Raw genomic sequence first — 25,671 nt, 5'->3', positions numbered from 1 at the left:
TCGACATCTCGAGGAGACCGGTGAGCCCGGACACGACCCTGCCCGCCGCCCGCCGCGCCGACGTCGACTGGTGGCGCGACGCGGTCTTCTACCAGGTCTACATCCGCAGCTTCGCCGACGGGAACGGTGACGGCGTCGGCGATCTGGCCGGCATCCGCGCCCGCCTGCCGCACCTGGCCGCGCTCGGCATCGACGCGCTGTGGATCACGCCCTTCTACCCCTCGCCCATGGCCGACCACGGCTACGACGTCGCCGACCCGCGCGACGTCGAGCCGGTCTTCGGCGACCTCGCCGAGTTCGACGCGCTCCTGGCCGAGGCGCACGCGCTCGGCATCCGGGTGACCGTCGACCTGGTGCCCAACCACACCTCCGACCGGCACGCCTGGTTCCAGGCCGCACTGGACGCCGGCCCCGGATCGCCGGAGCGGGCCCGTTACCTGTTCCGGAACGGCCGCGGCCCCGACGGCGCCGAGCCGCCCAACAACTGGCCCTCGGTCTTCGGCGGGCCGGCCTGGACCCGGGTCGACGACGGGCAGTGGTACCTGCACGTCTTCGCGCCGGAGCAGCCCGACCTGGACTTCACCGACCCCGAGGTGCTCGCCGACCTCGAGACCACGATGCGGTTCTGGCTCGACCGCGGGGTCGACGGCTTCCGCATCGACGTCGCGCACGGCATGGCCAAGCCGGCGGGCCTGCCGGACATGGAGCCGATGGAGGACACCGGCCTGCTCGACGACCACGGCCCCGGCGACCACCGGTTCGACGACGACGGGGTGCACGACGTGCACCGGCGGGTCCGCGCCGTCCTCGACCGGTACCCCGGGGCCATGGCCGTCGGCGAGGTCTGGGTCTCCGACGACGACCGGTTGGCGCAGTACCTGCGTCCCGACGAGCTGCAGCTGGCCTTCAACTTCAAGCTGCTGACCGCCGACTGGGACGTCGACGAGCTGCGCGACGCCGTCGTCCACTCGCTGGCCACCGTGGCCGGCACGCCGGCGCCGGCCTGCTGGGTGCTGTCCAACCACGACCGCCCGCGGCACGTCACCCGCTACGGCGGCGGCGCGCAGGGCACCCGGCGGGCCCGGGCCGCGGCGCTGCTGCAGCTGGCGCTGCCCGGGGCGGCCTACCTCTACAACGGCGACGAGCTCGGCATGCCGGACGTCGACCTGCCCGACGAGGTGCTGCAGGACCCGATCTGGGAGCGGTCCGGACGCACCGAGCGCGGGCGCGACGCCTGCCGCATCCCGGTGCCGTGGTCGGGCACGACCCCGTCCTACGGCTTCTCCTCGCGCACCGGGACCTGGCTGCCGATGCCGGAGGGCTGGGGAGCGCTGACCGCCGAGGCACAGGCCGGCGACCCCCGTTCGGTGCTGTCGCTGTACCGAGCGGCGCTCGCGCTGCGGCGGACCTCGCCCGCCTTCGCCGGCGACTCGCTGGCGTGGCTGCCCGCGCCGGAGGGGTGTCTGGCGTTCCGTCGCCCGGGCGGGCTGGTCTGCCTGCTCAACGTCTCGGGCGGCGACGTCGCGCTGCCCGAGGGCGAGGTCCTGCTGGCCAGCGCCGACGTCAGCGGCGGGAGCGTCCCGGCGGACACGGCGGTGTGGCTCCGCGCCTGAGCGGGCGGGCGGCGGCAACGCGCCGGTCCTCGGGTACCTTCCGCCGGGAGCTGCGTGGTGTGTTCCGCGCACCCCGGGAGGAGATCGCCGTGAAGACCAGGGACCTCGCCTACGTCGCGCTCTTCGCGGCCATCGTCGCCGTGCTCGGCCAGATCCCGCCGGTCCCGGTGCCGGGCATCCCGGTGCCCATCACCGCCCAGACGCTCGGCGTGATGCTGGCCGGCTCGGTGCTCGGCGCCAGGCGCGGCGGGCTGGCGCTGCTGCTCTTCCTGGCCGTCGTGGCGATGGGGGCACCCCTGCTGGCCAGCGGTGCCGGCGGCCTGGGCGTCTTCGTCGGACCGACGGCCGGCTACCTCTACAGCTGGCCGATCGCCGCGTTCGTCGTCGGCTGGCTGACCGAGCGGTTCTGGCGGCGGTACAACCTCGCCTGGGCGCTGGTCGCCAACCTGGTCGGCGGCATCGCGGTGATCTACGCGATCGGCATCCCGTTCACCAGCCTCTACGCCGACATCCCGCTGTCGGCCTCGGCCATCGGCTCGCTGGCGTTCATCCCCGGGGACGTCGTCAAGGCCGTGGCGGCCTCGGTGGTCGCCGTGGCGGTGCGTCGCGCCTACCCGGTGATCGAGCTGCCCAGCCGGCGCGCGACCGCGGGCTGAGACCGGGTGGTCGCTGCCATGCGGTGGGGACGGCGCGGCGCCACGGCAGCAGCCGCGCCACCTCTGCCCCGGACCGCCGTCGAACTGCGCGACGTCACCCACGCCTACGGCGAGCGCACCGTGCTGGCCGGCGTCTCGCTGACGCTGACCGAGGCGCGGATCGGGGTCATCGGGGCCAACGGGTCGGGCAAGAGCACGTTCGCCCGGCTGCTCAACGGGCTGGTGGTGCCCACCGCCGGCACCGTGCTGGTCGACGGGCTGGACACCCGCACGCAGGTCCGCGAGGTCCGCCGGCGGGTCGGCTTCGTGTTCCAGGACCCCGACGCGCAGATCGTGCACCCCACGGTCGCCGAGGACGTGGCGTTCGGGCTGACCAACCAGGGCGTGCCGGCCGACGAGATCGCCCGGCGGGTCGACGAGGTGCTGGTCCAGTACGGGCTCGACGGACACCGCGACCACCCCGCCCACCTGCTGTCCGGCGGGCAGAAGCAGCTGCTGGCGATCGCCGGCGTGCTCGTCATGGAGCCGCAGCGGGTGGTCTTCGACGAGCCGACGACGCTGCTGGACCTGGGCAACACCCGCCGGGTCGCGCGGGTCGTCGACGGGCTCGAGCAGGACGTCGTCGTGGTCACCCACCACCTCGATCTGCTCGCCGCGTTCGACCGGGTGCTGGTCTTCGAGGACGGCCGGGTGGCCGCCGACGGGACGCCGGCCGAGACGGTGCCCTGGTACGTGGCCCGGTGCGGCTGATGCTGTCGCTGTACCGACCGGGCACCAGCCTCGTGCACCGCGCGCGGGCCGGGTTGAAGCTGGCGGCGCTCGCGGCCCTCGGAACCGGGCTGTTCGCCGTTGCCCGCATCGAGGTGGTCGTCGCGGCGCTGATCGGCGTGCTGGCCGCCGGGCTGCTGGTGGCCCGGCTGCCGGCCGGGGTCCTGTGGGCGCAGGTGCGGCCGGTGTGGCTGCTGCTGACCGGCCTGTTCGTCTTCCACCTGCTGCTCACCGACCCGCTGACCGGGGCGGTGGCGGTGCTGCGACTGCTCACCCTGGTGCTGGCCGCGGCCGTGGTCACCGCGACCACCCGGGTGACCGCGCTGGTGGCCGTCGTGGAGTGGCTGCTGCGGCCGCTCGAGGTGGTCGGCGTGCGGCCAGCACGGGTGGGCCTGATGGTCGCGATGACGCTGCGGTTCATCCCGGTGGTGGCCGAGCGGGCCGCGCGGATCCGCGAGGCGCAGGCGGCCCGGGGGGCGTCGGGGATGCGGCTGGGGCTGCTGGTGCCGCTGCTGATCCAGGTCCTGCAGCTGGCGGCCACGCTCGGCGAGGCGCTGGACGCGCGGGGCGCGGACGACGTGCCGGCGCGCCGGCCGAGGAGGGCGTGATGGACGGCGGCGTGCTGACCGGGATCTGGCTGACGTCCGAGGCGGCCGCGCCGATGCGGCGGGTGCCCTCGGCGCGGCTGCTGGCCGGGCGCGGGCTGCAGGGCGACCGCTACGCGCTGGGCGGCGGGACGTGGGCGCAGTACCCCGACCTGGAGAAGCAGCTGACGCTGATCGACGCCGCGGACGTCGCCGCCGTCGCCGCGGACGCCGGCGTGCCGCTGACCCCGGGCGACACCCGCCGGAACCTGGTGACTGCCGGCGTCGACCTGCCGTCGCTGGTGGGCCGCTGGTTCGCCGTCGGCGAGGCGCTGCTGTTCGGGGTCAAGCGCTGTCCGCCGTGCACGCACCTGGAGCGGCTGACCGGCGCCCGGCTGGTGAAGGCGATGGTGCACCGCGGCGGCATCAACGCGGCGGTCTTCGCCTCGGCCCTGATCGCGGAGGGCGCGGTCGTGCGGCCGGTGTCCGAGGAGGAGGCGGCGCGGCGGGGTGCGCCCGCCGGTGCTGACCGCCCGGTGCCGCGGATCGTCGGCGGCTGACCCCGGGAGTCCCTGAGGATCCCCTGGCGAACCGCTGTGAACCCGCCCGTCGGGGGAACCGGCGGCCGCTGCCGGCCGTGAGTCGGGTGTGGACGCTCTTCGCACGTTGCTGAACCTGGTGTGGCTGGTCCTGCAGGGCTGGCTGCTCGCCCTCGCCTACGCCCTGGCCGGGCTGATCGCCTGCCTGCTGGTCGTCACCATCCCCTTCGGGATCGCCGCCTTCCGCCTGGCCGGCTTCGTCGTCTGGCCCTTCGGCCGGACGACGGTGCGCGCTCCCGACGCCGGGGTGGCCTCGGCCGTGGGCAACCTCGTGTGGTTCCTCGTGGCCGGGTGGTGGCTGGCGCTGATCCACGTCGTCGCGGGCATCGGCTTCTGCCTGACGATCATCGGCATCCCGTTCGGCATCGCCTCGTTCAAGCTGGCCGCGGTGGGTCTGTTCCCGCTGGGCAAGCGGGTCGTGGAGACCGCGCCGCCGCGGGACTGGGTGCACGCCGGCAGCGGCGTGGTGCACGGCGCGCCGGTCCGCTGACAGTGAGGACGGCGGGACGCGTGGCTGTGGTCCGGTCGGCTCGCGCAGGAGGACACTGTCCGGCCTCACATCGTCCTCGAGGAGTCCTCCATGGAGACTCAGGTCACCGAGATCGCTCCGGACGTCTACCGGCTGTCGACCTACGTCAGCGATGCGGACATCGTCTTCAACCAGTTCCTCGTCGCCGCTGACGAGCCCCTGCTGTTCCACAGCGGCCCCCGGGCGTTGTTCCCCGTGGTGTCAGCGGCGGTCGCGCGCATCGTCCCTGTGCCAGAGCTGCGCTGGATCACGTTCGGCCACGTGGAGGCGGACGAGTGCGGCGCCATGAACCTGTGGCTGGCGGCTGCACCGCGGGCCGAGGTGGCGCACGGCGCCCTCGGGTGCGCGGTCTCCGTCGCCGACCTGGCTGACCGGCCGCCCCGCCCGCTCCAGGACGGCGAGGTGCTCGACCTGGGCGGGCGTAGGATCCGGCGCATCGAGACGCCGCACGTCCCGCACGGCTGGGACGCCGGGCTGGTGTACGAAGAGACGACGGGCACGCTCCTGTGCGGTGATCTGTTCACCGCCGTGGGCGCGGGCCCGGCCATCACCGAGCAGGAGATCACCGGCCCGGCGCTGCAGGCGGAGGACCTGTTCCGGGCGACCTGCCTGACACCGGCGACGGGGCCGACCATCCGGGCGCTGGCCGACCTGCGGCCGGCGACCCTCGGGTTGATGCACGGCCCTGCGTTCACCGGGGACTGCTCGCAGGCCCTGGCCGACCTCGGCGACGCGTACGACCAGCGGCTGGCCACCGAGGGGGCACGCCTCCACGGTCCGGTCGCTCCCGGCGGCGCGTGAGGGATCTGGCTCAGTCCGCGGGCTGCTCGTCGGCGTAGCGGGCGAGGAACGCCTTCTCCGCCGGGGTGAGCCGGCGGGGGCGGTCGATGCCGAAGTCGAACGGCACCAGCAGAGTGCTGCCGGTGACCGCCTGCCGTCCGTGGTCGAAGAGCTCGTAGTGGCAGGTGAAGGCGGCGGCCCGGATGCCGGAGACCCAGATCTGCACGTCGAGGAGGTCGCGGGAGTAGACCACCGGCAGCTTGTACCGGACGTCGTGGGCCGCGACGACGGTCCCCCGCCGCAGGCCGGTCTGCTCCTCCAGCGAGGCCCGGTCGAAGAACAAGTCGACGCGGGCCATCTCGAAGTACGTCAGGAAGACGACGTTGTTGACGTGGCCGTAGGCGTCCATGTCCGACCAGCGCATGGGGACCTGCACGGTGTGCCTCACGACCGACACCCTGCCGCATCCATCCGGCCGACCCCGGGACACCCCGCCCACCACGACGGCCGGCCGGAGCGAACGCTCCGTCCGGCCGTCGGCGGCGTGCTGGAACGGCCCCGCTGCAGGGCCCCGACCCGAGCGTGCGAGGGGTGGGGGCAGCGGGGTCCTCCCTCAGTCGCGGGCGAGCTTCCGGTAGGTGGCACGGTGCGGCCGGGCCGCCTCCGGGCCGAGCCGCTCGACCTTGTTCTTCTCGTAGTCGGCGAAGTTGCCCTCGAACCAGAACCACGTGGACTCGCCCTCGTAGGCGAGGATGTGCGTCGCCACGCGGTCGAGGAACCAGCGGTCGTGGCTGACCACGACGGCGCAGCCGGGGAACTCCAGCAGCGCGTTCTCCAGGCTGCTCAGCGTCTCGACGTCCAGGTCGTTGGTCGGCTCGTCGAGCAGCAGCAGGTTGCCGCCCTGCTTGAGGGTCAGGGCGAGGTTGAGGCGGTTGCGCTCACCGCCGGACAGCACGCCGGCCGGCTTCTGCTGGTCCGGGCCCTTGAACCCGAACGCGGCGACGTAGGCCCGCGAAGGCATCTCGACGTTGCCGACCTTGATGTGGTCGAGGCCGTCGGAGACGACGTGCCACAGCGTCTTCTTGGGGTCGATGCCGGCCCGGCTCTGCTCGACGTAGGAGACCTTGACCGTGTCACCGACCTTGATCTCGCCGTCGTCCGGCTTCTCCTCGCCGACCAGCATCTTGAACAGCGTGGTCTTGCCGGCACCGTTGGGGCCGACGACCCCGACGATGCCGTTGCGGGGCAGCGTGAAGGACAGGTCGTCGATCAGCACGCGGTCGCCGAAGCCCTTGGTGAGGTCGCTGGTCTCGACAACCACGTTGCCCAGCCGCGGGCCCGGCGGGATCTGGATCTCCTCGAAGTCCAGCTTGCGGTACTTCTCGGCCTCGGCGGCCATCTCCTCGTAGCGCTGCAGGCGGGCCTTGCTCTTGGCCTGGCGGGCCTTGGCGCCCGACCGCACCCACTCGAGCTCCTCGGCCAGCCGCTTCTGCCGCTTGGCGTCCTTGGCGCCCTCGACCTTGAGCCGGGCGGCCTTGGTCTCCAGGTAGGTCGAGTAGTTGCCCTCGTAGGGGTAGGCCCGGCCGCGGTCGAGCTCGAGGATCCACTGGGCGACGTTGTCGAGGAAATACCGGTCGTGGGTGACGGCCACGACGGTGCCGGCGTACTTCTCCAGGTGCTGCTCCAGCCAGGCGACGCTCTCCGCGTCGAGGTGGTTGGTGGGCTCGTCGAGCAGCAGCAGGTCCGGCGCCTCGAGCAGCAGCTTGCACAGCGCCACGCGACGGCGCTCACCACCGGACAGCACCGTGACGTCGGCATCGCCGGGCGGGCAGCGCAGCGCGTCCATGGCCTGCTCGATGCGGGCGTCGAGCTCCCAGCCGTCGGCGTTCTCGATGACCTCCATGAGCTCGCCCTGCTCGGCCAGCAGCGAGTCGAAGTCGGCGTCGGGCTCACCCATCGCCGCACTGACCTCCTCGAAGCGGGTCAGCGCGTCGCGGAGCGGCTTGACGGCCTCCTCCACGTTGCCGCGGACGTCGAGCTCCTCGTTCAGCGGCGGCTCCTGCAGCAGGATGCCCACCGAGGCGCCCGGCGCCAGCATGACGTCGCCGTTGGAGGGCTGCTGCATGCCGGCCATGATCTGGAGGACGGTCGACTTCCCGGCGCCGTTCGGGCCGACGACGCCGATCTTGGCGCCGGGCAGGAACGACAGGGTGACGTCGTCCAGGATCACCTTGTCGCCGTGCGCCTTGCGCGCACGCACCATCGTGTAGATGTACTGAGCCACTGGGCTTCGAGGCCTTCCGTCGGTTCGCGAGTGGCGGGCGGGCCGGCCGACTGCCGGCCCGCCCCCGTCCGTTCTCCCCTCCGATCCTCCCAGCCGGGGCGCTCAGCTGTGCGCGGGCTCCGTGGCGAGGTCGGCGGTGTCCACGGAGTGCAACGCCTCGGGACCGTCCTCGTAGTCCCGACCGCGCACCAACTCCCCGTTCCCCGGGTCCGCCGGGGCCGGCACCGGCTCCGCCGGGCGGGCCGGGCGGCTTCGCCTGAACACCCCGGCGCCGCGCGCCAGGTTGTGGCCGACGGCGGCGGCCCGGATCCGCGGCGTGCTGCGCTTCCCGTTCTCGCCCTCCCAGCTGTGCGTGGTCAAGGCACCCTGGACGATGACCGGATCGCCCTTGCTGACGCTGCCGGAGACGTTGCCGGACAGCTCGTTCCAGCACTCGACGTCGACCCAGAAGGTTCCGGCGTCGACGAACTCCTGGGACCGGGGATCGAAGCGGCGCGCGGTGGAGGCCAGGCGGAAGTTGGTGACCGTGCCGCTCTCCAGGCTGACGCGGCGGGGTGAGTCGACGACGTTGCCGACGACGGTGACGTGCGTGTCGTTCACGGTGCTCCTCAGGGGGCTGCCCGCCTGATCCGGCGGGCACCGGCGCGGTGCCGGTGCACCGAGGACCCTCGGCCGCCGTAGACCGGCGCGGAGCCGCGGACGGCCATCTGTGGACTGTCCGACCCCCTGTGGACGGCCCGCCTGGGGATGTCGGACCCGGGGCTCCGACCCGAGCGACCGACTCAGGGACGCCGTCCCCGCACCGCCCCGGCGTGGGTGCTCAAGGGCGGCCGCCCGTCAGCGGCGCTCGACAGGCGTGCCCCCAGCGCCAGCCGCAGCCGGTCCCGGGACCGCTCGTCGAGGGAGGTGCCGTAGCCGCGGACCGGACCCGTGGCGCCGAGGAGAGGGCGCCAGGGGTCGTCGAGGTCGGCGAAGACCGTGGGACGACGACGTCTCGCGCCTCGACCGCCTCGAGCCACCCACTGCGGCGGGGCCGCCGCCAGCACGTCCGCGGAGAGCACGCCGGTGCCGGCGCCGCCCGGCCGGGAGCCCGGACCAGCCGACGAAGCGGTGGGCGACCGGGCGACTCCAGCGCCCGATGCAGGACTCGGAAGCGCGGCCGTCGACCCATCCGCCGGGTGGCCCGACCTGGTTCACCACGGCAACTCCCCCGGTGGCGTCGCGGCTCGGCGTGGGTCAGACCCGCCAGCGGACCGGGAGCCTCGGGTCGGGCACGTAGGAGCAGTACGTGCCCAGCCGCACGGTGCGGCCCAGGTGGTCGGCGAGCGGTGGATGGTGCTGGGCGATGCGGGCGAGCGCGTAGCGGACGGCCCGACCGACGCTGGTGCGGGCCCGCTCGGCGGCCGAAGCTGCCGACCGCACCCGCCAGCCCAGCCCGAGGGCGCGCGACAGCTCGTGGACGAGGTAGTCGCGATCGGCCTGTGCCCGCTCGGCCCGACCCTCGTCGCCGAGGTCCCGCGCCTCCTCGATGTCCTCGTCGATCTCGGCGAGCCGCCGCCGGTAGGCGGCCCGCGCCTGCGCGTCGACCACCGGCCCGAGGTCCCCGGTGTCGGGGACGGCACCCAGCTCGGCGGCGAGCAGGTCGAGCGCGTGCAGCTCCCGGTCGGGCGCGGTCAGCAGCCGGGCCAGGTACCGCATCCCCTTGAGGTCCTGCAGGAGCACGGTGCGACCGGCGAAGGCGAGCGTGCGCGTGTCGCCGTCGAGGCGGAAGACACCGGTCTCCGCATCGACGGCGTGCGGCTCCGGGAGCGGCCGCAGTCGGGGCGGCGCCGCACCGATGCGATCCAGCGCGGCCCGCGCGGCGGCCTCCTCCCGCTCGGCGAGGGCCGGCCGGTCAAGGGCCCGGTGCGCCCGCGCCAGCACCTCGAGCACGAACGCGGTCTCGTACGGCGCACCCACGTCGTCCCATCCGGCTAGGGCCTGCTCGCAGGCGGCGACGGCAGCGGCGGCATCCCCCTCGGCGAGAGCGACCCGACCTCGGGCCAGCGCGGCGCTCGCCTCCAGAGCACGACTGCGGAAGGTCACGGCTATGGAGGAGAGCTCGGCGGCGGCCGTCCGGGCGCACCGCAGGTCCCCGGTCGTCACGGTGACCTCGACCTGAGCGGCGAGCAGGGGCGCCCGCCGGAGCGCGCCGGCGGGCGGCCACTCCTTGGACGGGACGGAACACGGGTGGTCGAGCGCCTCACCCAGCATCTCGGCGGCCGTACCGGCGTCGCCCTGCGCCAACCGCAGCAGGGCGAGGCCGGGTTGCGGCTCCCACCCGTGCTCGGCGGCGGAGAGCAGCGCCTCCTCGGCACCGGGGAGGTCGCCGCGGCGGAGCCGGATGACACCGAGCTCCGTCAGCGGCCAGCCGTACTCGCGGCGCATCCACCGGCGCAGCTCCCGGCAGGCACCGAGGGCCTCGTCCTCGGCCTCGGCGCACGACCCGCGGAGCCGGAGGATCTCGGCGCGGTGGACGCGGCAACGACCGTTGATGCCGCCGAAGGCGGTCCCGGCGCGCCAGTGCTCCATGGCCTCGGTCCACTGCTCGGCGCGGTCGTACTGGGCCAGGCCCTGCATGGCGCAGATCAGCTCGCAGTAGACCATCCCGGTCGCGAGGGCATCGAGTTCCCCGGAGACCACGCTCACCGCCGCCTCGTCGAGCAGTTCGAGGCCCCGGTCGACGTCCCCGTCGAGGATCACCAGCCGCGCGGTCGCCACCCGCCCCAGGGCGGCCGCGACGGGTGGACCGTGCCGCGCACCCAGCTCGACCGCCCGCTGTGCGGAACGCCGGGCTGCGTCCATGTCCCCGGTCATGAACCGCTCGTAGGTGCGGGTCATCGCGACGAGGGCGTGGGTGGGCGATTCACCGGTGTCCCCGAGATGGCGCTCGGCGCGCGCCAGCCATCCACGGACGGGAGCCATGAGCCCGGTGTCCATCATCAGGTACACCGCGACGGTCGCCGCGGCGGCGGCCGCGGCCGGGTGGTCACCCTCGGCTGCAGCGCGGGCGCAGACCTCCTCCCAGGCGGTGATCGCCGCCTCGGGTTCACCGGCCCCGTAGGCGGCCTGCGCCAACTGGTCGAGCTCCGCCAGGGACAGCGGGCGGCGGGCCCGGGCCTCGCGCAGGAGGTCCAGGGCGTCGGTGAAGTGGCCTGCGGCCAGCGCCGCGCCGGGGTCGGTCGGGGGTGCCGCGCGGTCGAGTCCGTGCACGGTCCTCGCTCCCTCCGCCGGTGTCCGGAGCCTCGGAGGGCCGACCCTAGGACCGTCCGCGCGGGTGCGGGAGCGGCGTTGTCCCCGCCGGGACACGTCTTGTCCCGCCTCTTCAGGTGACCGGTCCGACGGCCGGTGCTGACACCAAGAGAGAGGCAACCACGATGAACGGCGCACTCGACGACCTCCCGATCGAGGTCGAGCAAGGAACGCTGGTCACCCGGTACGCCGAGTGGGGTGACATGGCCGTCCGCTTCGCGCGCGTGCCCGCCGGCACCGACATGGGCCCGCTCCTCGAGGGACTGCCGGGGGATCGTTGCCCCAGCCCCCACTGGGGCATCGTGCTCGAAGGGGCCGTGCGGGTCACGGCGGCCGACAAGACCGAGTCGGTCACCCACGCCGGCGAGGCGTTCTACTGGCCGGCCGGGCACACCGCCCGGATGGACGACGACACCGCCTTCTTCGAGGTGGGCCCGGTCGCGGCCATGCGGCAGTTCAACGAGCACGCGCGGGCCAAGCTCGGCTGAGCCGGGAGCGCGGGGCGGTGCGATCCAGGACCGCCCCGCGCGCGGCCCGCTCCGGCGGGTCACCACAGCGGTGCGATGATCGGAGCGCGAGCGCCCGTAGCTCAGCGGATAGAGCAGGTGCCTTCTAAGCACTTGGTCGCAGGTTCGATCCCTGCCGGGCGCGCCCACCCCGTGCCGGTCGTCGGTCGAGCAGCCGGCCGGTCGCCGGTCACCGATCACATGATGGAGGGCCCGCCGAACCCGGAACGGGTACCGGTAGTGCCCTCCATCGGATCCGGCGCAGTGGTGGGCGCCTGCGGCGGCGATCGCCCGACCGGGGCAGGTCTCGGTCCTCCGCACCAGCACCCGGGACCTCAGCTGCCCGCAGTGGCTGCTCGCGCCGCGGGGGCTCGGGGTCGCGGCGTTGGGTGACCGGGTGGGGCCGGTCACGGAACGCCAACCGTCGTCGCTTCGTTGACCAGGGGGGCCTTCTGCCCGCCCCGACCACCTCCCTCGAAGAGAGCCATGAGCCCGTATCACAGTCCCCAGGCCGCGCACCTCCAGCTCGGTGAGGGGGTGCGCGGCCGGTGACCGAAGTGCTCACACTGCTGCTCGGTGTGCTGGTCGTCCTGGCGATCACCGCGGTCACCGGGTACTTCGTGGCCCAGGAGTTCGCCTACATGGCGGTCGACCGGGCCACCCTGGCCGCGCGCGCCGGCGCCGGTGACGCCGCGGCCCAGCGCGCCCTGGGCGTCACCCGCCGCACCTCCTTCATGCTGTCGGGCGCGCAGCTGGGCATCACCGTGACCGGCCTGCTGGTCGGCTACGTCGCCGAGCCGCTGATCGGTGAGTCCCTGGGCGCGCTGCTCGGTGGCGTCGGCATCCCCACCGCGGTCGGCGTCGGCATCGGCGCGGTGCTGGCGCTGCTGTTCTCCACGGTCGTGCAGATGCTCTTCGGCGAGCTGTTCCCCAAGAACCTCGCCATCGCCCGCCCGGAGCCGGTCGCCCGCTGGCTGGCCGCCTCCACCACCGTCTACCTGAAGGTGTTCGGCTGGCTGATCTGGGTGTTCGACCAGGCGTCCAACCTGCTGCTGCGCGCGCTGAGGATGGAGCCGGTCCACGACGTCGAGCACGCCGCCACCGCCCGCGACCTCGAGCACATCGTCGAGGAGTCCCGGGAGAGCGGCGACCTGCCCGCGGAGCTGTCGATGATGGTCGACCGGATCCTCGACTTCCCCCACCGCGACGTCGGGCACGCGATGATCCCCCGCCCGCGGGTCGGCACCGTCGAGAACACCGACACCCTCGGCCACCTGCGGGCGCTCATGAGCCACGGCCACTCCCGCTATCCGGTGCTGGAAGCCGGGACCGGCGACGTGGTCGGCGCGGTGCACCTGGCCGACCTGCTGACCACGCAGGAACCGGACACCGCACCGGTGACCGCCATCGCTCGCGAGTGCCTGGCCGTGACCCCGTTCACCCCACTGCCGGACGCACTGCGCCGGCTCGCCGACACCCACAACCAGATGGCCTGCGTCATCGACGAGTACGGCGGATTCGCCGGCGTCATCACGCTGGAGGACCTCGCCGAGGAACTGGTCGGCGAGATCACCGACGAGCACGACGCCGATGTCGACCCCGAGTACGTCCCCGTCCAGGGCGACGGCGTGTGGGAGATGCCCGGCGACGTGCACGTCGACGAGGTCGAACGCGCCCTGGGTGTCGACCTGCCGCGCGGGCACTACGAGACGATCGCCGGCCTGGTCATCGCCGCTGCCGGCACCCTGCCCGAAGCCGGCACCCGCCTGACCGTCGAGCTGCCACCGGATCCGGGCGACCTGGTGCACGCCGACGACCCCGCCCCGCGGCACCTGCACGTCGCGGTGCTCGCCGTCGAGCGTCACGTGCCCTCCCGGGTGCGACTGGAGCTCCCCGACCGCATGCGGACCGACGCCACAGCCCCCGACACCGGCAGGGCCGGCCGCGCGGCCGCCACCGCCGAGGAGGACCCCCGATGAGCGACGACCCGTGGGTGGTCATCGCCGCGACCGTGGCCATCGTCGCCCTGTCCGCGTTCTTCGTCGCGGTGGAGTTCGCCGCGCTGGCCGCCAAGCGGCACCGGCTGGAGGAGGCGGCGCCCACCAGCCGTTCGGCCCGGGCCGCGTTGCGCAACTCCTCGGAGCTCACGCTGCTGCTGGCCGGCTCGCAGCTGGGCATCACCGCGGCCACCCTGGCCCTGGGGGCCATCAGCAAACCGGCGGTGCACCACTGGCTCACCCCGCTGTTCGAGACCTGGGGCCTGCCGCTGGTCGCCGCCGACGTCGCCGGCTTCGTCCTCGCGCTGCTGGTCGTGACGTTCATCCACCTGGTGGTCGGCGAGATGGCGCCGAAGTCGTGGGCGATCGCCCATCCGGAGCGCTCGGCCACGCTGCTCGCAGCACCGATGCGGGTGTTCATGGCGGTGTTCCGGCCGCTGCTGCGGGTCCTGAACGCCGCAGCCAACCGCCTCGTCCGCAGGGTCGGCGTCCAGCCCCTCGACGAGCTCGCCGTCGGCCACAGCCCCGACACGCTGCGCCACCTGGTGGAGCACTCGGCCAACGTCGGCGCCCTGGACGCGAGCTTCTCGGCGCAGATCTCCGGCGCCCTCGAGCTCGAGCGCCTCACCGTCCGGGAGCTGGTCGGGCCGGCCTCCCAGCCGACCGGCGTGCGCTCGGGTGCGACGGTCGGCGAGGTCCGGGAGCTCACCCGGGCCTCGGGGCACCTGCGGATCCTGCTGGGCGCGTCCGACGGCGAGGAGATCACCGGCGTGGTGCACGTCCGCGACACCCTCACCGCACCCGGGTCGGCGGCGGCGGCGGCGTTCGCTCGGCCGGTGTTCGCGCTCGCGGCCGACACCAGCGTGCACGCCGCGCTCAAGGCGATGCGCGAGACGCGCAACCACCTCGCCGTCGTCACCGACGCCGGCGCGGTCATCGGCGTCATCACGCTCTCGGACGTGCTGCGCCGGCTGTTCCCGAAGCCGGCGACCGCGCCGGCCGACCCGGCGGCCTGAACAGCGGCCTGAACGGGGGTGTGGCCGGGATCTCACCCGAGCCCGGCCACACCCCCGTTCCGCGCGGCGTCCGGGCCGCGACGCACCGAGCCGGGGTGTCCGGAGCCGGGTCCGGCATGCCGGCTGGAGCCGCCGGATGGCAGCGCCGGCATGAACACCGAGGACACGATCAGCGGCAAGACCGACGAGCTGTCCGGCAAAGGCGAGGAGGTCGCCGGTCGCGCCACCGGCAACCCCGGCCCGGAGGCCGAGGGCAGGGCTGAGCGGGCCACCAGCAACCTCGAGCAGGCCGGCGAGAGGTCGAGGACGTCTTCACGTAGGCGGGACGCTCACCGCCGGACCGACCGGTCGCGGGGCGGGCAGGTCAGCGGCCGCGCTGCTCCGGCGGCACCCAGCCGATCGACGGGGCGACGTGGCGGGCGATCGTCTCCAGCAGCCGGGCGTTGTACTCGACGCCGAGCATGTTGGGCACGGTGAGCAGCAGGGTGTCGGCCTCGCGGACGGCGGCGTCCTTGGCCAGCTCCTCGGCGAGCCGGTCGGGCTCGCCGACGTAGCCCTTGCCGAAGCGGGCGCGCACGCCCTCGAGCAGGCCGACCTGGTCCTCGCCCGAGCGCTCGCCGAAGTACTGCCGGTCGACGTCGCTGGTGATCGGCAGCACGCTGCGGCTCACCGACACCCGCGGCGTCCGCTCCCAGCCGGCCCCGGTCCAGGCGGCGCGGTAGCGGGCGATCTGGTCGGCCTGCAGCTCGTCGAAGGGCACACCGGTGTCCTCGCTGAGCAGCGTGGAGCTCATCAGGTTCAGTCCCTGGCGGGCGGCCCACTCCCCCGTCGCCCGGGTGCCGGCTCCCCACCAGATGCGCTCGGCCAGGCCTGGCGACTGCGGCTGGACCGCGAGCTCGCCCGGCATGCCGCCGGTCATCCGCGGATCGGCGTCCACCAGGCGCTTCCCCTGGATGGCGGCCAGGAACAGCGCCGTCTTCTGCCGGGCGAGGTCGGCGTCCGTCGAGCCCTCCGGCGGGACGTACCCGAAGGCCTCCGAGCCGCGCAGCGCCGTCTCGGGCGACCCCCGGCTCACCCCGAGCTGCAGCCGCCCGTCGCCGAGCAGGTCGGTCGCCGCCGCCTCCTCGGCCATGTACAGCGGGTTCTCGTAGCGCATGTCGATGACGCCGGTGCCCACCTCGATCCGGCGGGTCCGGGCGGCCATGGCGGCCAGCAGCGGGAACGGCGAGGCCAACTGCCGGGCGAAGTGGTGCACCCGCACGTAGGCGCCGTCGAGCCCGACCTCCTCGGCCGCGACGGCCAGCTCCACGCTCTGCACGAGCGCGTCCCGCCCGGTCCGCACCTGCGAGCCCGGGATCGGCTGCCAGTGCCCGAAGGACAGGAACCCGATCCGCTTCTCCATCACCCTCACCTCTCGTCGCTCTGCTGTCGTCGAGCACCGGGAGCCCCACGCGTGTTCCCGCAGGCGTTCGGCGCCACCCGGGATGTCGACCTCAGCGGCCCCACCCACCTCCCCTGGCTCACCGTACGCGAAATGTCACGATCTGTGACGAATCGACCACGACTCTCCGTACACGGGTTACCGGGCTCGACGGGTCCGGTCCCGCAGGCTGTCCGGGTGAACCTGAGCGCCCCCGACGTGACCGCCGGTGCCGCCGCCGGCTCGAGGCTCCGCGCGATCGACACCCTGCTGGCCGACCGCGGACAGCTCTTCCGCGCCCTGTTCGTCGCCGCGCCGATCCCCAAGGCCCTCGTCGACCTCGACGGCCACCTGCTCGTCGTCAACGACGCGCTGTGCACGATGACCGGCCGCACGCCCGAGGACATGGTCGGCCGGCACGTCGACCTGCTCGCCCACCCCGACGAGGCCCCGGTGCCCGACCGCGCCGACGGCCCGCTGGACCCGTGGCTCCGGGTGGACGGCGAACGGCGGCTGCGCCGCGCCGACGGCGGCGAGCTGTGGGCCACCCAGTCGCACGAGGTCATCCACACCAGCACCGGGACGCCGCAGTTCGTCGTCCTCTCGCTGGTCGACGTGACCGGCCGCCGCCGCGCGGAGGAGGACCTGGTCCGGCGGGCCTTCACCGACCCGTTGACCGGCCTGCCCAACCGGCGGGCCCTCAACGACCGGCTCAACCACGCCCTCGCGCTGTCCCGCCGCCGCGGACTGCAGGTCGGGCTGGTGCACCTCAACCTCGACCGGTTCCAGGCGGTCAACGACGTCCTCGGCAACGAGGCCGGCGACCAGCTGCTCATCCAGGTCGCCGACCGGCTGCGCCGCAGCACGCGCGTCGAGGACACCGCCGTCCGGCTGGGCGGCGACGAGTTCCTCATCCTCGCCGAGGACGTCGAGGACCTCGACGGACTGCGCACCATGGCCGACCGGCTGCTCGGCGTGCTCGACGACCCGTTCCTCATCGGCAAGCGCGAGATCGTGCTGTCGGCCAGCGTGGGCCTGACCCTCGGGTCCGACGTCGCCCCCGACGACCTGCTGCGCCAGGCGCACGCCGCGCTCACCCGCGCCAAGGCCGACGGCAGCCGCGCCCGCATCGAGGTGCACGACGGCGGGCTGTCCGACAGCGAGGTCGACCAGCTGCAGCTGGAGGCCGACCTGCGCAACGCCCTGGAGTCCGACGAGCTGCGGCTCTTCTACCAGCCGATCGTGTCGCTGCACGACGAGACGCTGCTGGGCTACGAGGCGCTCATCCGCTGGCAGCACCCCACCCGCGGGCTGCTGCCGCCGGGGGCCTTCCTCGCCGCCGCGGAGGACAACCGGCTCACCTCCCGGCTCGGCGAGTGGGTGCTCCGCCAGGCCTGCTTCGACGCGGCCGGCTGGCCGGCCGGACTGCGGGTGCACGTCAACATCTCCGCCCGGCACCTCGCCGAGCCCGGCTTCGCCGAGCTGGTCACCGACGCGCTGGTCGAGTCCGGCCTGCCCCCGGAGCGACTGGAGCTGGAGATCACCGAGTCGACCGCGCTGTTCGCCGCCGACGCGACCCTGCACGCGGTGTCCGAGGTGACCGACGCGGGCGTCACCCTCGCCCTCGACGACTTCGGCACCGGCTACTCGGCGATCACCGCACTGCACCGGCTGCCCATCCACACGGTGAAGATCGACCGCTCGTTCGTCGCCGACGTGGTCACCGAGCCCTCGACGGCGGCGCTCGTGCAGGGCCTGGTCCAGCTGGGCCTGGGCATGGGCCTGCAGGTCATCGCCGAGGGCATCGAGGACCTCGACCAGGCCGACTGGCTGCGCGAGCACGGCTGCGAGATGGCCCAGGGCTACGCCTTCGGCCGGCCGGCGCCGCTGCCCGCCACCATCCCGAGCACCGGGGACGTCGACCTGACCGGCACCCTGCCGCCGGGCGAGGTGACCGTGCAGGACGTGCTGGACGGCGAGGCCGTGGTCACCTCCGGGCTGCCACCCGTTCCTCCGCCGGTGCCGCCGGCGACCCGGACCATGACCGTCGACGAGCTGATCGCCGACGGCCTGCCCACCGAGGACCGCCGGCTCGACACGGAGTAGGAGGGCCAGAGCCGACTCCGGCCCTCCCGCTCGGCACCGCCCGGCCCCGTCCAGAGGCTCGCCGTGAGCCTGCGAACGGGGCGGAGGACGGGATCCTCTTTCAGCCGCGCGGCAGCGCCAGCGGCACCGGCCGCTTGGCTGCGCGGCCGTCCCCCGAGGACCGGCCGCGCAGCCGCCGGCCGATCCACGGCGCGACGAAGCCGCGCACCCAGGCGGCCTCCTCGGCCAGCGCCGCCCGCAGTGCGCGGCGCGGCTGCGGGGGCAGCGGGGTGCGCCAGTCGTCGTCCACCCGCAGGCCCAGCGCGGTCGCCGCAGCCAGCGCCGTCCGCCGGTGGCCCTCGGCGGTGAGGTGGATGCGGTCGCTGTCCCACATCCGCCAGTCCTGCACCCACCGGGCGCCCCACTGGTCGAGGACGACGGCGCCGTGCCGGGCCGCGATCGACCACAGCGAGGCGTTGAACACGGCGACCCGGCCGCGGGTGCGGCGCAGGATCGGCGTCTGCCGCGGGTCGACGCCGGTCGCCAGCAGCACGTCGGCGCCGGCGGCCCGGAAGCGGGCGACGGCGTCCTCCAGGTCGGCGGCCAGCCGGTCGGGGTCGGCGCCGGGGCGCAGCAGGTCGTTGCCGCCGGCGACCAGGCTCACCAGGTCCGGCCCGGCGGCCAGCGCGACCGGCACCTGCTCGTCGAGCACCTGCGCGAGCAGCCGGCCGCGGATGGCCAGGTTGGCGTACTCCACGTCGCCGTCGGCCGCGGCCGCCAGGTGGTCGGCCAGCCGGTCGGCCCAGCCCCGGAACTCGCCGGGGCGGTGCGGGTCGGCGTCGGCCAGCCCCTCGGTGAAGGAGTCGCCGAGGGCGACGTAGCGGCGCCAGGAGGTACGGGTGGGCTCGAGCTGCACGCCTCCACTCCAGCACGGTGACCGGGCACACGCCGGGCCGCCCTGGGAGGCTGGCCGCGTGCGGACGACGGGCAGCAGGGAGGTCTACCGCAACCCGTGGATCCGGGTGCGGGAGGACGAGGTCGAGCGCGCCGACGGCAGCCCCGGCATCTACGGCGTGGTGGAGAAGCCGCACTTCGCGCTCGTGCTGCCGTACGAGCGTGACGGCTTCTGGCTGGTCGAGCAGTACCGGTACCCGGTCGGGCGGCGGGCCTGGGAGTTCCCGCAGGGCACCTGGACGGCGGGGCCGGGCGGCTCGGCCGAGGACCTCGCCCGCGCGGAGCTGGCCGAGGAGACCGGGCTGCGCGCCGGTTCGCTGCGCCACCTCGGGCACCTGGACCTCGCGCCGGGGCTGTCCACGCAGGAGTTCGACGTCTGGCTGGCCACCGACCTGAGCCAGGGGCCGACCGCGCGGGAGGCGAGCGAGGCCGACATGCGGTCGGCCTTCGTCAGCGAGGCCGAGCTCCGGTCGATGGTCCGCGACGGCCGGTTCACCGACGGGCCGAGCCTCGCCGCCTACAGCCTGCTCCTCCTCGACCACGGCTGAGCAGGGCCCCCCTGCCCTCCCCGTCGGGGAAGGACCTCCTGCCGCGCCACGTGCGAACTCGCGGCAGGACCGTGCAGGGGCCGGCGAGGCGCGCGACGGGGCCGGACATCGGCGCCGGGCGGACCGGCCGGCCTCGTCGACCTCCTCGGACCAGACCTCCGTCGGTGCGTGCACCCGCACTCACCGACGGGGCTCGTCGGGAGGGACATCGACGATCTCCCCCCCCCCCCCCCGTTCGAGGCGGCCCGGAGGGCGACGAGGTCTCGGGGCGAGGCCCGGGACGGGGCCGCTCAGCCGCGGTAGGCCTCCAGCAGGCGCAGCCACACCTCGCTGATCGTCGGGTAGGACGGGACGGCGTGCCACAGCCGGGGAATCGGCACCTCACCGACGATCGCGACCGTCGCCGCGTGCAGCAGCTCCCCCACGCCCGGCCCGACGAAGGTGACGCCGAGCAGCACCTCGCGCTCCGGGTCGACCAGCGCCACCGCCGTCCCGCTGTAGCCGTCGGCGTGCAGAGCAGCGCCGCCGACCGAGCCGATGGGGTGCGTGACCACCCGGTGGGGCACCCCGTCCGCCTGCGCTCGGGCGCGGGAGAGCCCAACGGCGGCCACCTGCGGGTCGGTGAAGACCACCGACGGCGTGGCCAGCCGGTCGGCGGTGGCCGCGGTGGGCGCCCAGTCGGCGTCCGAGGCCTGCTCGCCGCGGGCGCGGGCCACGATCGCCGCGCCGGCCTGGCGTGCCTGGTACTTGCCCATGTGGGTGAGCTGGCGGCGGCCGTTGACGTCGCCCACGCCGTACAGCCACGGGACGCCGCGCACCCGGAGCGTGTCGTCGACGTCGAGGTAGCGACCCGGCTCCAGCCCGACGGTGTCGACGCCCAGGTCGTCGGTGCGCGCCCGGCGTCCGGTCGCGACGAGCACCTCGTCCCCGCGCAGCTCGCCGTCGCCGGTGGCGAGGACCACCTCGCCACCCTCGCGGTGGGCCGCGGTCACCTCCGTGCCGAGCCGGACGTCGACGCCGAGGGCGCGCAGCGACGCGGCCACGGCGTCCCCGGCCTCGGGCTCCAGCGTGGCCAGCAGCCGCTGCCCGCGCTGCAGCACCGTCACCTGCGCCCCGAGCGCCGCCCAGGCCGTCGCCATCTCGCAGCCGACGTACCCGCCGCCGACGACGAGTAGCCGGCCGGGTACCTGCTGCGCGCTGGTCGCCTCCCGCGACGTCCACGGGTCGACGTCGCGCAGCCCGTCCACCCGGGGCACCCGGGGTGCCGACCCGGTGCAGACGGCGACCGCGGAGCGGGCGGTGAGCCGGACGGTCCCGCCGTCCGGCGCGGTCACGACGACGGCGCGCTCGCCGTCGAGCCTGCCCACCCCGCGGACCAGCTCGATGCCGGCGTCGTCGACCCACTTCTCCTGGCCGGAGTCGTCCCAGTTCGACGCGAACGAGTCGCGCCGGGCCAGGGTCGCCGCGACCTCCTGCCCGCCGGTGACCGCCTGGCGGGCGCCGTCGACCGCGCGCGCGGCAGCCAGCGCCTCGGAGCCGCGCAGCAGTGCCTTGCTGGGCATGCACGCCCAGTACGAGCACTCCCCGCCGACCAGCTCGGCCTCGACCAGCGCCGCGGTCAGCCCGCCGCGGACGACGACGTCGGCGACGTTCTCCCCCGTCGACCCGCCCCCGAGGACCACCACGTCGAACTCACGAGTTCCTGCACTGCCCATCGGGCCATCGTCCCCCGCGCGCCGTGCGGACCAGCTCGGCCCGGGCAGGGCGGCGACCCGGCGTGTGGTCGACTGGCCGCCATGCCCGTCGACCCCGCCTCGTTCGCCGAGGCCCTGCGCCAGTACGCCGCCGGGGTGTGCCTGCTGACGGTCCGGGACGACATCGACGACGTCGGCACCACCGTCTCCTCGGTGATGAGCGTGTCCGCGCAACCGCCACTGGTCGCCGTCAGCCTGTCCGCGGGCGGCTACCCGGCCGAGGTGCTCGAGGAGGTGGGCCGCGGCGCGCTGACCGTGCTGGCCGCCGGGCACGCCATCGTCGCGAGCCGCTTCTCCTCCGCCGGGCGGCCCAGCGCCCGCCACCTGCTCGAGTCGGTGCCGTGGCGCCGGGCGGCGGACAGCGGGGCGATCGTGCTCGAGGGCGGGCTGGCCGCGCTGGACTGCCGGCTCGAGCGGCTGGTGGCGGCCGGCGACCACGTGCTGGCGCTGCTCGAGGTGACCGACGTGCCCCTGGTCGACCCGGGCGCCCGCCCGCTGCTGCGCCTGCGGGGCCGGTACGTCGACGAGTCGGGCCAACCCTCCGCCCGGCCGTGACGGGCACGGCAGCGAATCGCCGGTCGGTGTCACATCCGGGGCCCCGGCGGTGCTGACCGGGTGTGGAACTCGTACGGCCATCGGTCACCGCACCAGTGCCCCTCCCCGGGTCGCGCGGCGCGGCCCGGCCCTGGACTGAGCGGGGCGTGGGCATGCCACGGGGACGGGTCGACGTCCGGACGGACCTCGAGGAGGTCTTCCGCGGCCACTACGCGCGGGTCGTCGCCGTCGCCGCGCGCGTGCTCGGCTCCCGTGACCAGGCCGAGGACGTCGCCCAGGAGGTGTTCCTCTCGTTCGGGCGCTCCGCGGTGCCGGCCGGCGACGCCGGCGGCTGGCTGACCGTGGCGGCGACCCACACCGCCCTGAACCTGCTCCGCTCCGGTCGCCGTCGCAGCGCCCGGGAGGAGGCCGCCGACGACGGTCCGGCCGTCGTCCCCGACGTCGCCGACCTGGTGATCACCCGCGAGGAACGGAGTTCCGTCCGCGCCGCGCTGGCCCGGCTGCCGCACAGACAGGCGGCCGCGCTGGTGCTACGGCACAGCGGCCTCAGCTACGCCGAGGTCGCGGCCGCCCTCGACATGTCCCCCGGGAGCGTGGGCACCACCGTGCGCCGCGCCGAATCCGTCCTGCTCAAGGAGCTGAACCGCCATGCGTCACCCGAGTGAGGGCGTCCTGCGCCGACTGGTCGACGAGCCGGCCGGCGTGACCGACGCCGACCGCGCCCACGTCGTCGGCTGCCCGGCCTGCCTGCGCGCGGTGGACACCGCACGCACCGAGGCGCGGCTCGTCGGTGCCGCGTTGACCACGCCCGGCGCCGTCGACACCGATGCCGCCTGGTCCCGGCTGGCGACCACCCCGGCGACGCCGGCGCGGCGGGCGCGCGTGGCCCGCGGCCGGTGGGGCGCGACGGTGCGCCGTCCCGCCGTCGCGGCCCTCAGCGCGGTCCTGCTCATGACCGGGGCCGGGGTGGCGGCGGCCAACGACTGGCTGCCGATCTTCCAGACCGAGCGCGTCGACCCGATCGAGGTCACCTCGACCGAGCTCGTCCAGCTGCCCGACCTCTCCGCCTACGGCGACCTCGAGGTCACCCAGGAGCCCGGCACCGAGCAGGTGGCCGATGCCGCGACCGCGCGGGAGCGCACCGGTCTGGCCGTCCCCGAGGTCGCCGCGCTGCCCGAGGGCGTGACCGGGGAACCGGCCTACCAGGCGGCCGGCACCGTCGGCGCGACGTTCACCTTCTCGGCCGAGGAGGCCGCGCAGGCGGCGGCCGTCGAGGGCGAGGTCCTGCCGCCCCCGCCCGCCGGACTGGACGGGAGCACGCTGCGGATCGAGGCCGGTCCGGGCGTCGCGGCGGTCTGGTCCCAGCCCACCGGTGTGCCGACGCTCGTCGTCGCCCGCGTGGTGGCGCCCACCGTCTACTCGTCCGGCGTGCCGTTCGAGACCGTCCGCGACTACCTGCTGTCCCTGCCGGGCCTGCCCGACGGTCTGGCCGACCAGCTGCGCGACCTCTCCGCCGACGCCGCCACCCTGCCCCTGCCCGTCCCGGCGGAACTGGTGACCAGCTCCACGGCGGACGTCGGCGGCGCCGAGGCCACCGTGCTCAGCTCCCGCGACGGCCTCATCGCCGCGGTGGTCTGGGTGGAGGACGGCGTGATGACCGGGGTGGCCGGGTCGCTCAGCGCCGAGGAGCTGCTGTCGGTCGCCCGTGAGCTCCGCTGACGCCGCTACCGTCCCCGGGATGACCTCCGACACCGCCGCCGCGCGTCCCGGGGCCCCGGGATCGGGAGCCGACGAGCTCGCCGGTCTGCCGCCGTCCCCGGCGGTCTGGTGCTCCGGCCTGCGCAAGCGGTACGGACGCCGGACCGCCGTCGACGACGTCTCGTTCTCGGTCGCCCGGGGGGAGGTGCTCGGCCTGCTCGGTCCCAACGGCGCCGGGAAGACCAGCGTCATCAAGATGCTGCTGGGCCTCGTGCGGCCCGACGCCGGCGAGGTGCTGCTGCTGGGACGGCGGGCCACCGACCCGCGGTCCCGCAGCGCCGTCGGGTACCTGCCCGAGCTGTTCCGCTACCAGCCGTGGCTGACCGCGGCCGAGGTGCTGGACCTGCACGTCCGGCTGGCCCGGGTGCCGGTCCCGGCTGCCGGGCGGCGGGAGTGCCTGGCGCTCGTCGGCCTCGGCGACCGCGCGGGCGACCGGGTCGGCGGCTTCTCGAAGGGCATGCAGCAGCGGCTCGGGCTCGCCGTCGCGCTGGTCGCCCGGCCCGAGCTCGTCGTCCTCGACGAGCCGACCAGCGCGCTGGACCCGCTGGGCCGCGTCGACGTCCGCGACATCGTGCTCTCGCTGAAGTCGCGCGGCGTGGCCGTGCTGCTCAACTCCCACCTCATCGGCGAGGTGGAGCGCGTGTGCGACCGGGTGGTCATCCTCGACCAGGGCCGGGTGGCCGCCTCGGGCACCCTGGCGGAGCTGCTCGGCCAGCGCGAGGTGCGGCTGCGGCTGGTCGGTGCGGAGGGCCGAGCCGAGGAGCGGCTGCGGGCCGCCGGGTCGCTGACGCGGAGCGGTGACTGGTTCACCGTCCAGCTCCCGGCGGACGACGACGGCGTCACCGTGCCCGACCTGGTGCGCGACCTCGTCGGCCTCGGTGTCCGGGTGCACGCCGTCGAGCCGGTGCGGATCAGTCTCGAGGAGCGCCTGCTCGCCGTCCTCCGGCACGACGAGCCCGCCCACGACGGAGCCGGTCACGAGGAGGCGAACCGATGACCGCGCTGACCGTCGCCGGGCTCACCCTGCGGGAGGCCTTCCGTCGGCGGGTCGTCTGGGCGTTGCTGATCCTGACGGTCGCGCTGCTCGCGCTCAGCGGCTGGGGCTTCTCGAAGCTGATCGGCCTGGACACCGAGCTGGGCACCATGACCAGCGGTGAGGCCCGCCTCGTGGCCTCGGTGCTGCTCAACCTGATCATGTTCGGGTTCAGCCTCATCGCGGCGATCGGCACGGCGTTCCTCGCCGGGCCCACGCTGGCCGGCGAGGTCGAGTCGGGGCAGGCGCTGGCGATGCTCGCCCGCCCGGTCCGCCGCTCGGCCGTCCTGCTCGGCAAGTGGCTGGGTCTGGTGGCCTTCGGCTCCGGCTACGTGGTCCTGGCCGGCCTCGCCCAGATCCTGGTCGTCCGCGCGGCGGTCGGCTACTGGCCACCCTCACCCGCCGGGGGGCTCGCGCTGCTCGCGGCCCAGACCGTCGTGCTGCTGACGCTGGCTCTGCTGCTCTCCAGCGTCGTCTCCCCGATGGCGTCGGGCATCGTCGCGGTCGGGCTCTTCGGGGCCACCTGGGTCGCCGGCGTGGTCGGCGGGATCGGCCGGGCCCTGGGCAACGAGGGCGTCGAGCGCGTGGGCACCGTGTCGCGGGTCATCCTGCCCACCGACGGCCTGTGGCGCGGGGCCATGAACGCCTTTCAGGACCCGATCGCCCTGGTCCAGATGGGCCCGGGCGAGGCCGGGTTCCCGTTCCTCAGCGACGGCTCGTTGACCGTCGCCTACCTGGCGTGGGCAGCGGTGTGGATCGCGGTGATCTGGGGCCTGACCGCGCTGTCCTTCCAGCGCCGCGACCTGTAGCAGGGCCCTCCGCCCCCGGCGACCCCGTCCCCGAGGCTCGCCGCGGTCCCGTCCGGGGCGGCCCCGTCCCGAGGCGCGCCGCGGTCCCGTCCGAAGCACCGCCCTGGGCCCGCGAAGGGTGGGGAGGTCGGG

24 protein-coding genes and 1 tRNA gene are annotated in these 25,671 nt (G+C 74.8%); 18 read left to right on the top strand and 7 right to left on the bottom strand.

The features are described from left to right. Positions 1-20: 20 nt before the first annotated feature. The 7 genes from BUB17_RS00955 (at position 21) to BUB17_RS00925 (ending at position 5,550) form a co-directional block, all read left to right on the top strand. Positions 21-1,613 carry a glycoside hydrolase family 13 protein gene (locus tag BUB17_RS00955; protein ID WP_072911769.1) on the top strand — a complete coding sequence of 531 codons (1,593 nt, stop codon included), beginning with the start codon at positions 21-23 and terminating at the stop codon, positions 1,611-1,613. 89 nt (positions 1,614-1,702) lie between these two features. Beyond that, positions 1,703-2,269 (top strand): biotin transporter BioY, encoded by a 567-nt coding sequence (locus BUB17_RS00950; RefSeq protein ID WP_072912542.1) that lies wholly within the window; start codon positions 1,703-1,705, stop codon positions 2,267-2,269. Between the two features lie 18 nt (positions 2,270-2,287). Beyond that, positions 2,288-3,019 (top strand): energy-coupling factor ABC transporter ATP-binding protein, encoded by a 732-nt coding sequence (locus tag BUB17_RS00945; RefSeq protein WP_072912536.1) that lies wholly within the window; start codon positions 2,288-2,290, stop codon positions 3,017-3,019. Then, on the top strand, positions 3,019-3,645 hold the full coding sequence (locus BUB17_RS00940) for an energy-coupling factor transporter transmembrane component T family protein (protein WP_083605938.1): 627 nt from the start codon (positions 3,019-3,021) through the stop codon (positions 3,643-3,645). Before BUB17_RS00945 ends, BUB17_RS00940 begins: the two co-directional genes overlap by 1 nt. After that, a complete protein-coding gene (locus BUB17_RS00935; RefSeq protein WP_072911767.1) occupies positions 3,645-4,181 on the top strand; it encodes an MOSC domain-containing protein in 537 nt (178 codons plus the stop codon). Before BUB17_RS00940 ends, BUB17_RS00935 begins: the two co-directional genes overlap by 1 nt. A gap of 88 nt (positions 4,182-4,269) precedes the next feature. Continuing rightward, positions 4,270-4,710 (top strand): YccF domain-containing protein, encoded by a 441-nt coding sequence (locus BUB17_RS00930; protein ID WP_072911763.1) that lies wholly within the window; start codon positions 4,270-4,272, stop codon positions 4,708-4,710. 90 nt (positions 4,711-4,800) lie between these two features. After that, positions 4,801-5,550 (top strand): oxygen-binding di-iron domain-containing protein, encoded by a 750-nt coding sequence (locus tag BUB17_RS00925; RefSeq protein ID WP_072911761.1) that lies wholly within the window; start codon positions 4,801-4,803, stop codon positions 5,548-5,550. Between the two features lie 10 nt (positions 5,551-5,560). Here BUB17_RS00925 and BUB17_RS00920 read toward each other — a convergent pair whose 3' ends face one another. The 4 genes from BUB17_RS00920 to BUB17_RS27570 all read right to left on the bottom strand — a co-directional run bounded on the left by BUB17_RS00920 (position 5,561) and on the right by BUB17_RS27570 (position 11,065). Further along, positions 5,561-5,977 carry an acyl-CoA thioesterase gene (locus BUB17_RS00920; protein ID WP_072912533.1) on the bottom strand — a complete coding sequence of 139 codons (417 nt, stop codon included), beginning with the start codon at positions 5,975-5,977 and terminating at the stop codon, positions 5,561-5,563. A 165-nt stretch (positions 5,978-6,142) separates the two neighbouring features. Continuing rightward, positions 6,143-7,813 (bottom strand): energy-dependent translational throttle protein EttA, encoded by a 1,671-nt coding sequence (gene ettA / locus BUB17_RS00915; RefSeq protein ID WP_072911758.1) that lies wholly within the window; start codon positions 7,811-7,813, stop codon positions 6,143-6,145. A 102-nt stretch (positions 7,814-7,915) separates the two neighbouring features. Further along, positions 7,916-8,413 (bottom strand): single-stranded DNA-binding protein, encoded by a 498-nt coding sequence (locus tag BUB17_RS00910; protein ID WP_072911756.1) that lies wholly within the window; start codon positions 8,411-8,413, stop codon positions 7,916-7,918. Positions 8,414-9,049: 636 nt separating this feature from the next. Next, positions 9,050-11,065 carry an ATP-binding protein gene (locus BUB17_RS27570; protein ID WP_072911753.1) on the bottom strand — a complete coding sequence of 672 codons (2,016 nt, stop codon included), beginning with the start codon at positions 11,063-11,065 and terminating at the stop codon, positions 9,050-9,052. Between the two features lie 164 nt (positions 11,066-11,229). Here BUB17_RS27570 and BUB17_RS00900 point away from each other — a divergent pair, with 164 nt between their 5' ends. The 4 genes from BUB17_RS00900 to BUB17_RS00885 all read left to right on the top strand — a co-directional run bounded on the left by BUB17_RS00900 (position 11,230) and on the right by BUB17_RS00885 (position 14,623). After that, positions 11,230-11,592, top strand: coding sequence for a cupin domain-containing protein (locus tag BUB17_RS00900; RefSeq protein WP_072911751.1), 363 nt, complete (start codon positions 11,230-11,232; stop codon positions 11,590-11,592). 90 nt (positions 11,593-11,682) lie between these two features. After that, a tRNA-Arg gene (locus BUB17_RS00895) sits at positions 11,683-11,755 on the top strand. A 403-nt stretch (positions 11,756-12,158) separates the two neighbouring features. Next, the gene (locus BUB17_RS00890; RefSeq protein WP_072911748.1) at positions 12,159-13,589 is read left to right on the top strand and encodes a hemolysin family protein; all 1,431 of its coding nucleotides are present in this window, start codon (positions 12,159-12,161) and stop codon (positions 13,587-13,589) included. Further along, positions 13,586-14,623 carry a hemolysin family protein gene (locus BUB17_RS00885; protein ID WP_072911746.1) on the top strand — a complete coding sequence of 346 codons (1,038 nt, stop codon included), beginning with the start codon at positions 13,586-13,588 and terminating at the stop codon, positions 14,621-14,623. The genes BUB17_RS00890 and BUB17_RS00885 overlap by 4 nt, the downstream gene beginning before the upstream one ends. 364 nt (positions 14,624-14,987) lie before the next feature. On the opposite strand, the gene BUB17_RS00880 is transcribed toward BUB17_RS00885, so the two are convergent. Continuing rightward, complete coding sequence (locus tag BUB17_RS00880) at positions 14,988-16,025, bottom strand: LLM class flavin-dependent oxidoreductase (protein ID WP_072911743.1); 1,038 nt, start codon at positions 16,023-16,025, stop codon at positions 14,988-14,990. Positions 16,026-16,241: 216 nt separating this feature from the next. Between BUB17_RS00880 and BUB17_RS00875 the strand changes: the two genes are divergently transcribed. Next, complete coding sequence (locus BUB17_RS00875) at positions 16,242-18,149, top strand: putative bifunctional diguanylate cyclase/phosphodiesterase (protein WP_072911739.1); 1,908 nt, start codon at positions 16,242-16,244, stop codon at positions 18,147-18,149. Positions 18,150-18,249: 100 nt separating this feature from the next. On the opposite strand, the gene BUB17_RS00870 is transcribed toward BUB17_RS00875, so the two are convergent. Continuing rightward, positions 18,250-19,044: an SGNH/GDSL hydrolase family protein gene (locus BUB17_RS00870; protein WP_072911737.1), complete on the bottom strand. Its 795-nt coding sequence runs from the start codon at positions 19,042-19,044 to the stop codon at positions 18,250-18,252. 58 nt (positions 19,045-19,102) lie between these two features. Here BUB17_RS00870 and BUB17_RS00865 point away from each other — a divergent pair, with 58 nt between their 5' ends. Next, positions 19,103-19,630 carry an NUDIX domain-containing protein gene (locus tag BUB17_RS00865; protein ID WP_072911734.1) on the top strand — a complete coding sequence of 176 codons (528 nt, stop codon included), beginning with the start codon at positions 19,103-19,105 and terminating at the stop codon, positions 19,628-19,630. Positions 19,631-19,920: 290 nt separating this feature from the next. Here the strand turns inward: BUB17_RS00865 and BUB17_RS00860 are convergent, their stop codons facing one another. Further along, the gene (locus BUB17_RS00860) at positions 19,921-21,345 is read right to left on the bottom strand and encodes a dihydrolipoyl dehydrogenase family protein (protein WP_072911732.1); all 1,425 of its coding nucleotides are present in this window, start codon (positions 21,343-21,345) and stop codon (positions 19,921-19,923) included. A gap of 81 nt (positions 21,346-21,426) precedes the next feature. Between BUB17_RS00860 and BUB17_RS00855 the strand changes: the two genes are divergently transcribed. From BUB17_RS00855 to BUB17_RS00835, 5 genes are all read left to right on the top strand, one after another. Beyond that, a complete protein-coding gene (locus BUB17_RS00855) occupies positions 21,427-21,939 on the top strand; it encodes a flavin reductase family protein (RefSeq protein ID WP_072911729.1) in 513 nt (170 codons plus the stop codon). Positions 21,940-22,091: 152 nt separating this feature from the next. Further along, on the top strand, positions 22,092-22,604 hold the full coding sequence (locus tag BUB17_RS00850) for a sigma-70 family RNA polymerase sigma factor (protein ID WP_072912527.1): 513 nt from the start codon (positions 22,092-22,094) through the stop codon (positions 22,602-22,604). Then, on the top strand, positions 22,588-23,658 hold the full coding sequence (locus BUB17_RS00845; protein ID WP_072911726.1) for a hypothetical protein: 1,071 nt from the start codon (positions 22,588-22,590) through the stop codon (positions 23,656-23,658). Before BUB17_RS00850 ends, BUB17_RS00845 begins: the two co-directional genes overlap by 17 nt. A 19-nt stretch (positions 23,659-23,677) precedes the next feature. After that, complete coding sequence (locus BUB17_RS00840; RefSeq protein WP_072912530.1) at positions 23,678-24,694, top strand: ABC transporter ATP-binding protein; 1,017 nt, start codon at positions 23,678-23,680, stop codon at positions 24,692-24,694. Beyond that, complete coding sequence (locus BUB17_RS00835) at positions 24,691-25,539, top strand: ABC transporter permease (protein WP_072911724.1); 849 nt, start codon at positions 24,691-24,693, stop codon at positions 25,537-25,539. Before BUB17_RS00840 ends, BUB17_RS00835 begins: the two co-directional genes overlap by 4 nt. Positions 25,540-25,671 lie beyond the last annotated feature (132 nt).

The organism is Geodermatophilus obscurus (assembly GCF_900143215.1).
Lineage (GTDB): Bacteria > Actinomycetota > Actinomycetes > Mycobacteriales > Geodermatophilaceae > Geodermatophilus > Geodermatophilus obscurus_A.
Note: the sequence above shows the minus strand (reverse complement) of the source record. Positions and strands in the feature narration are given on the sequence as shown.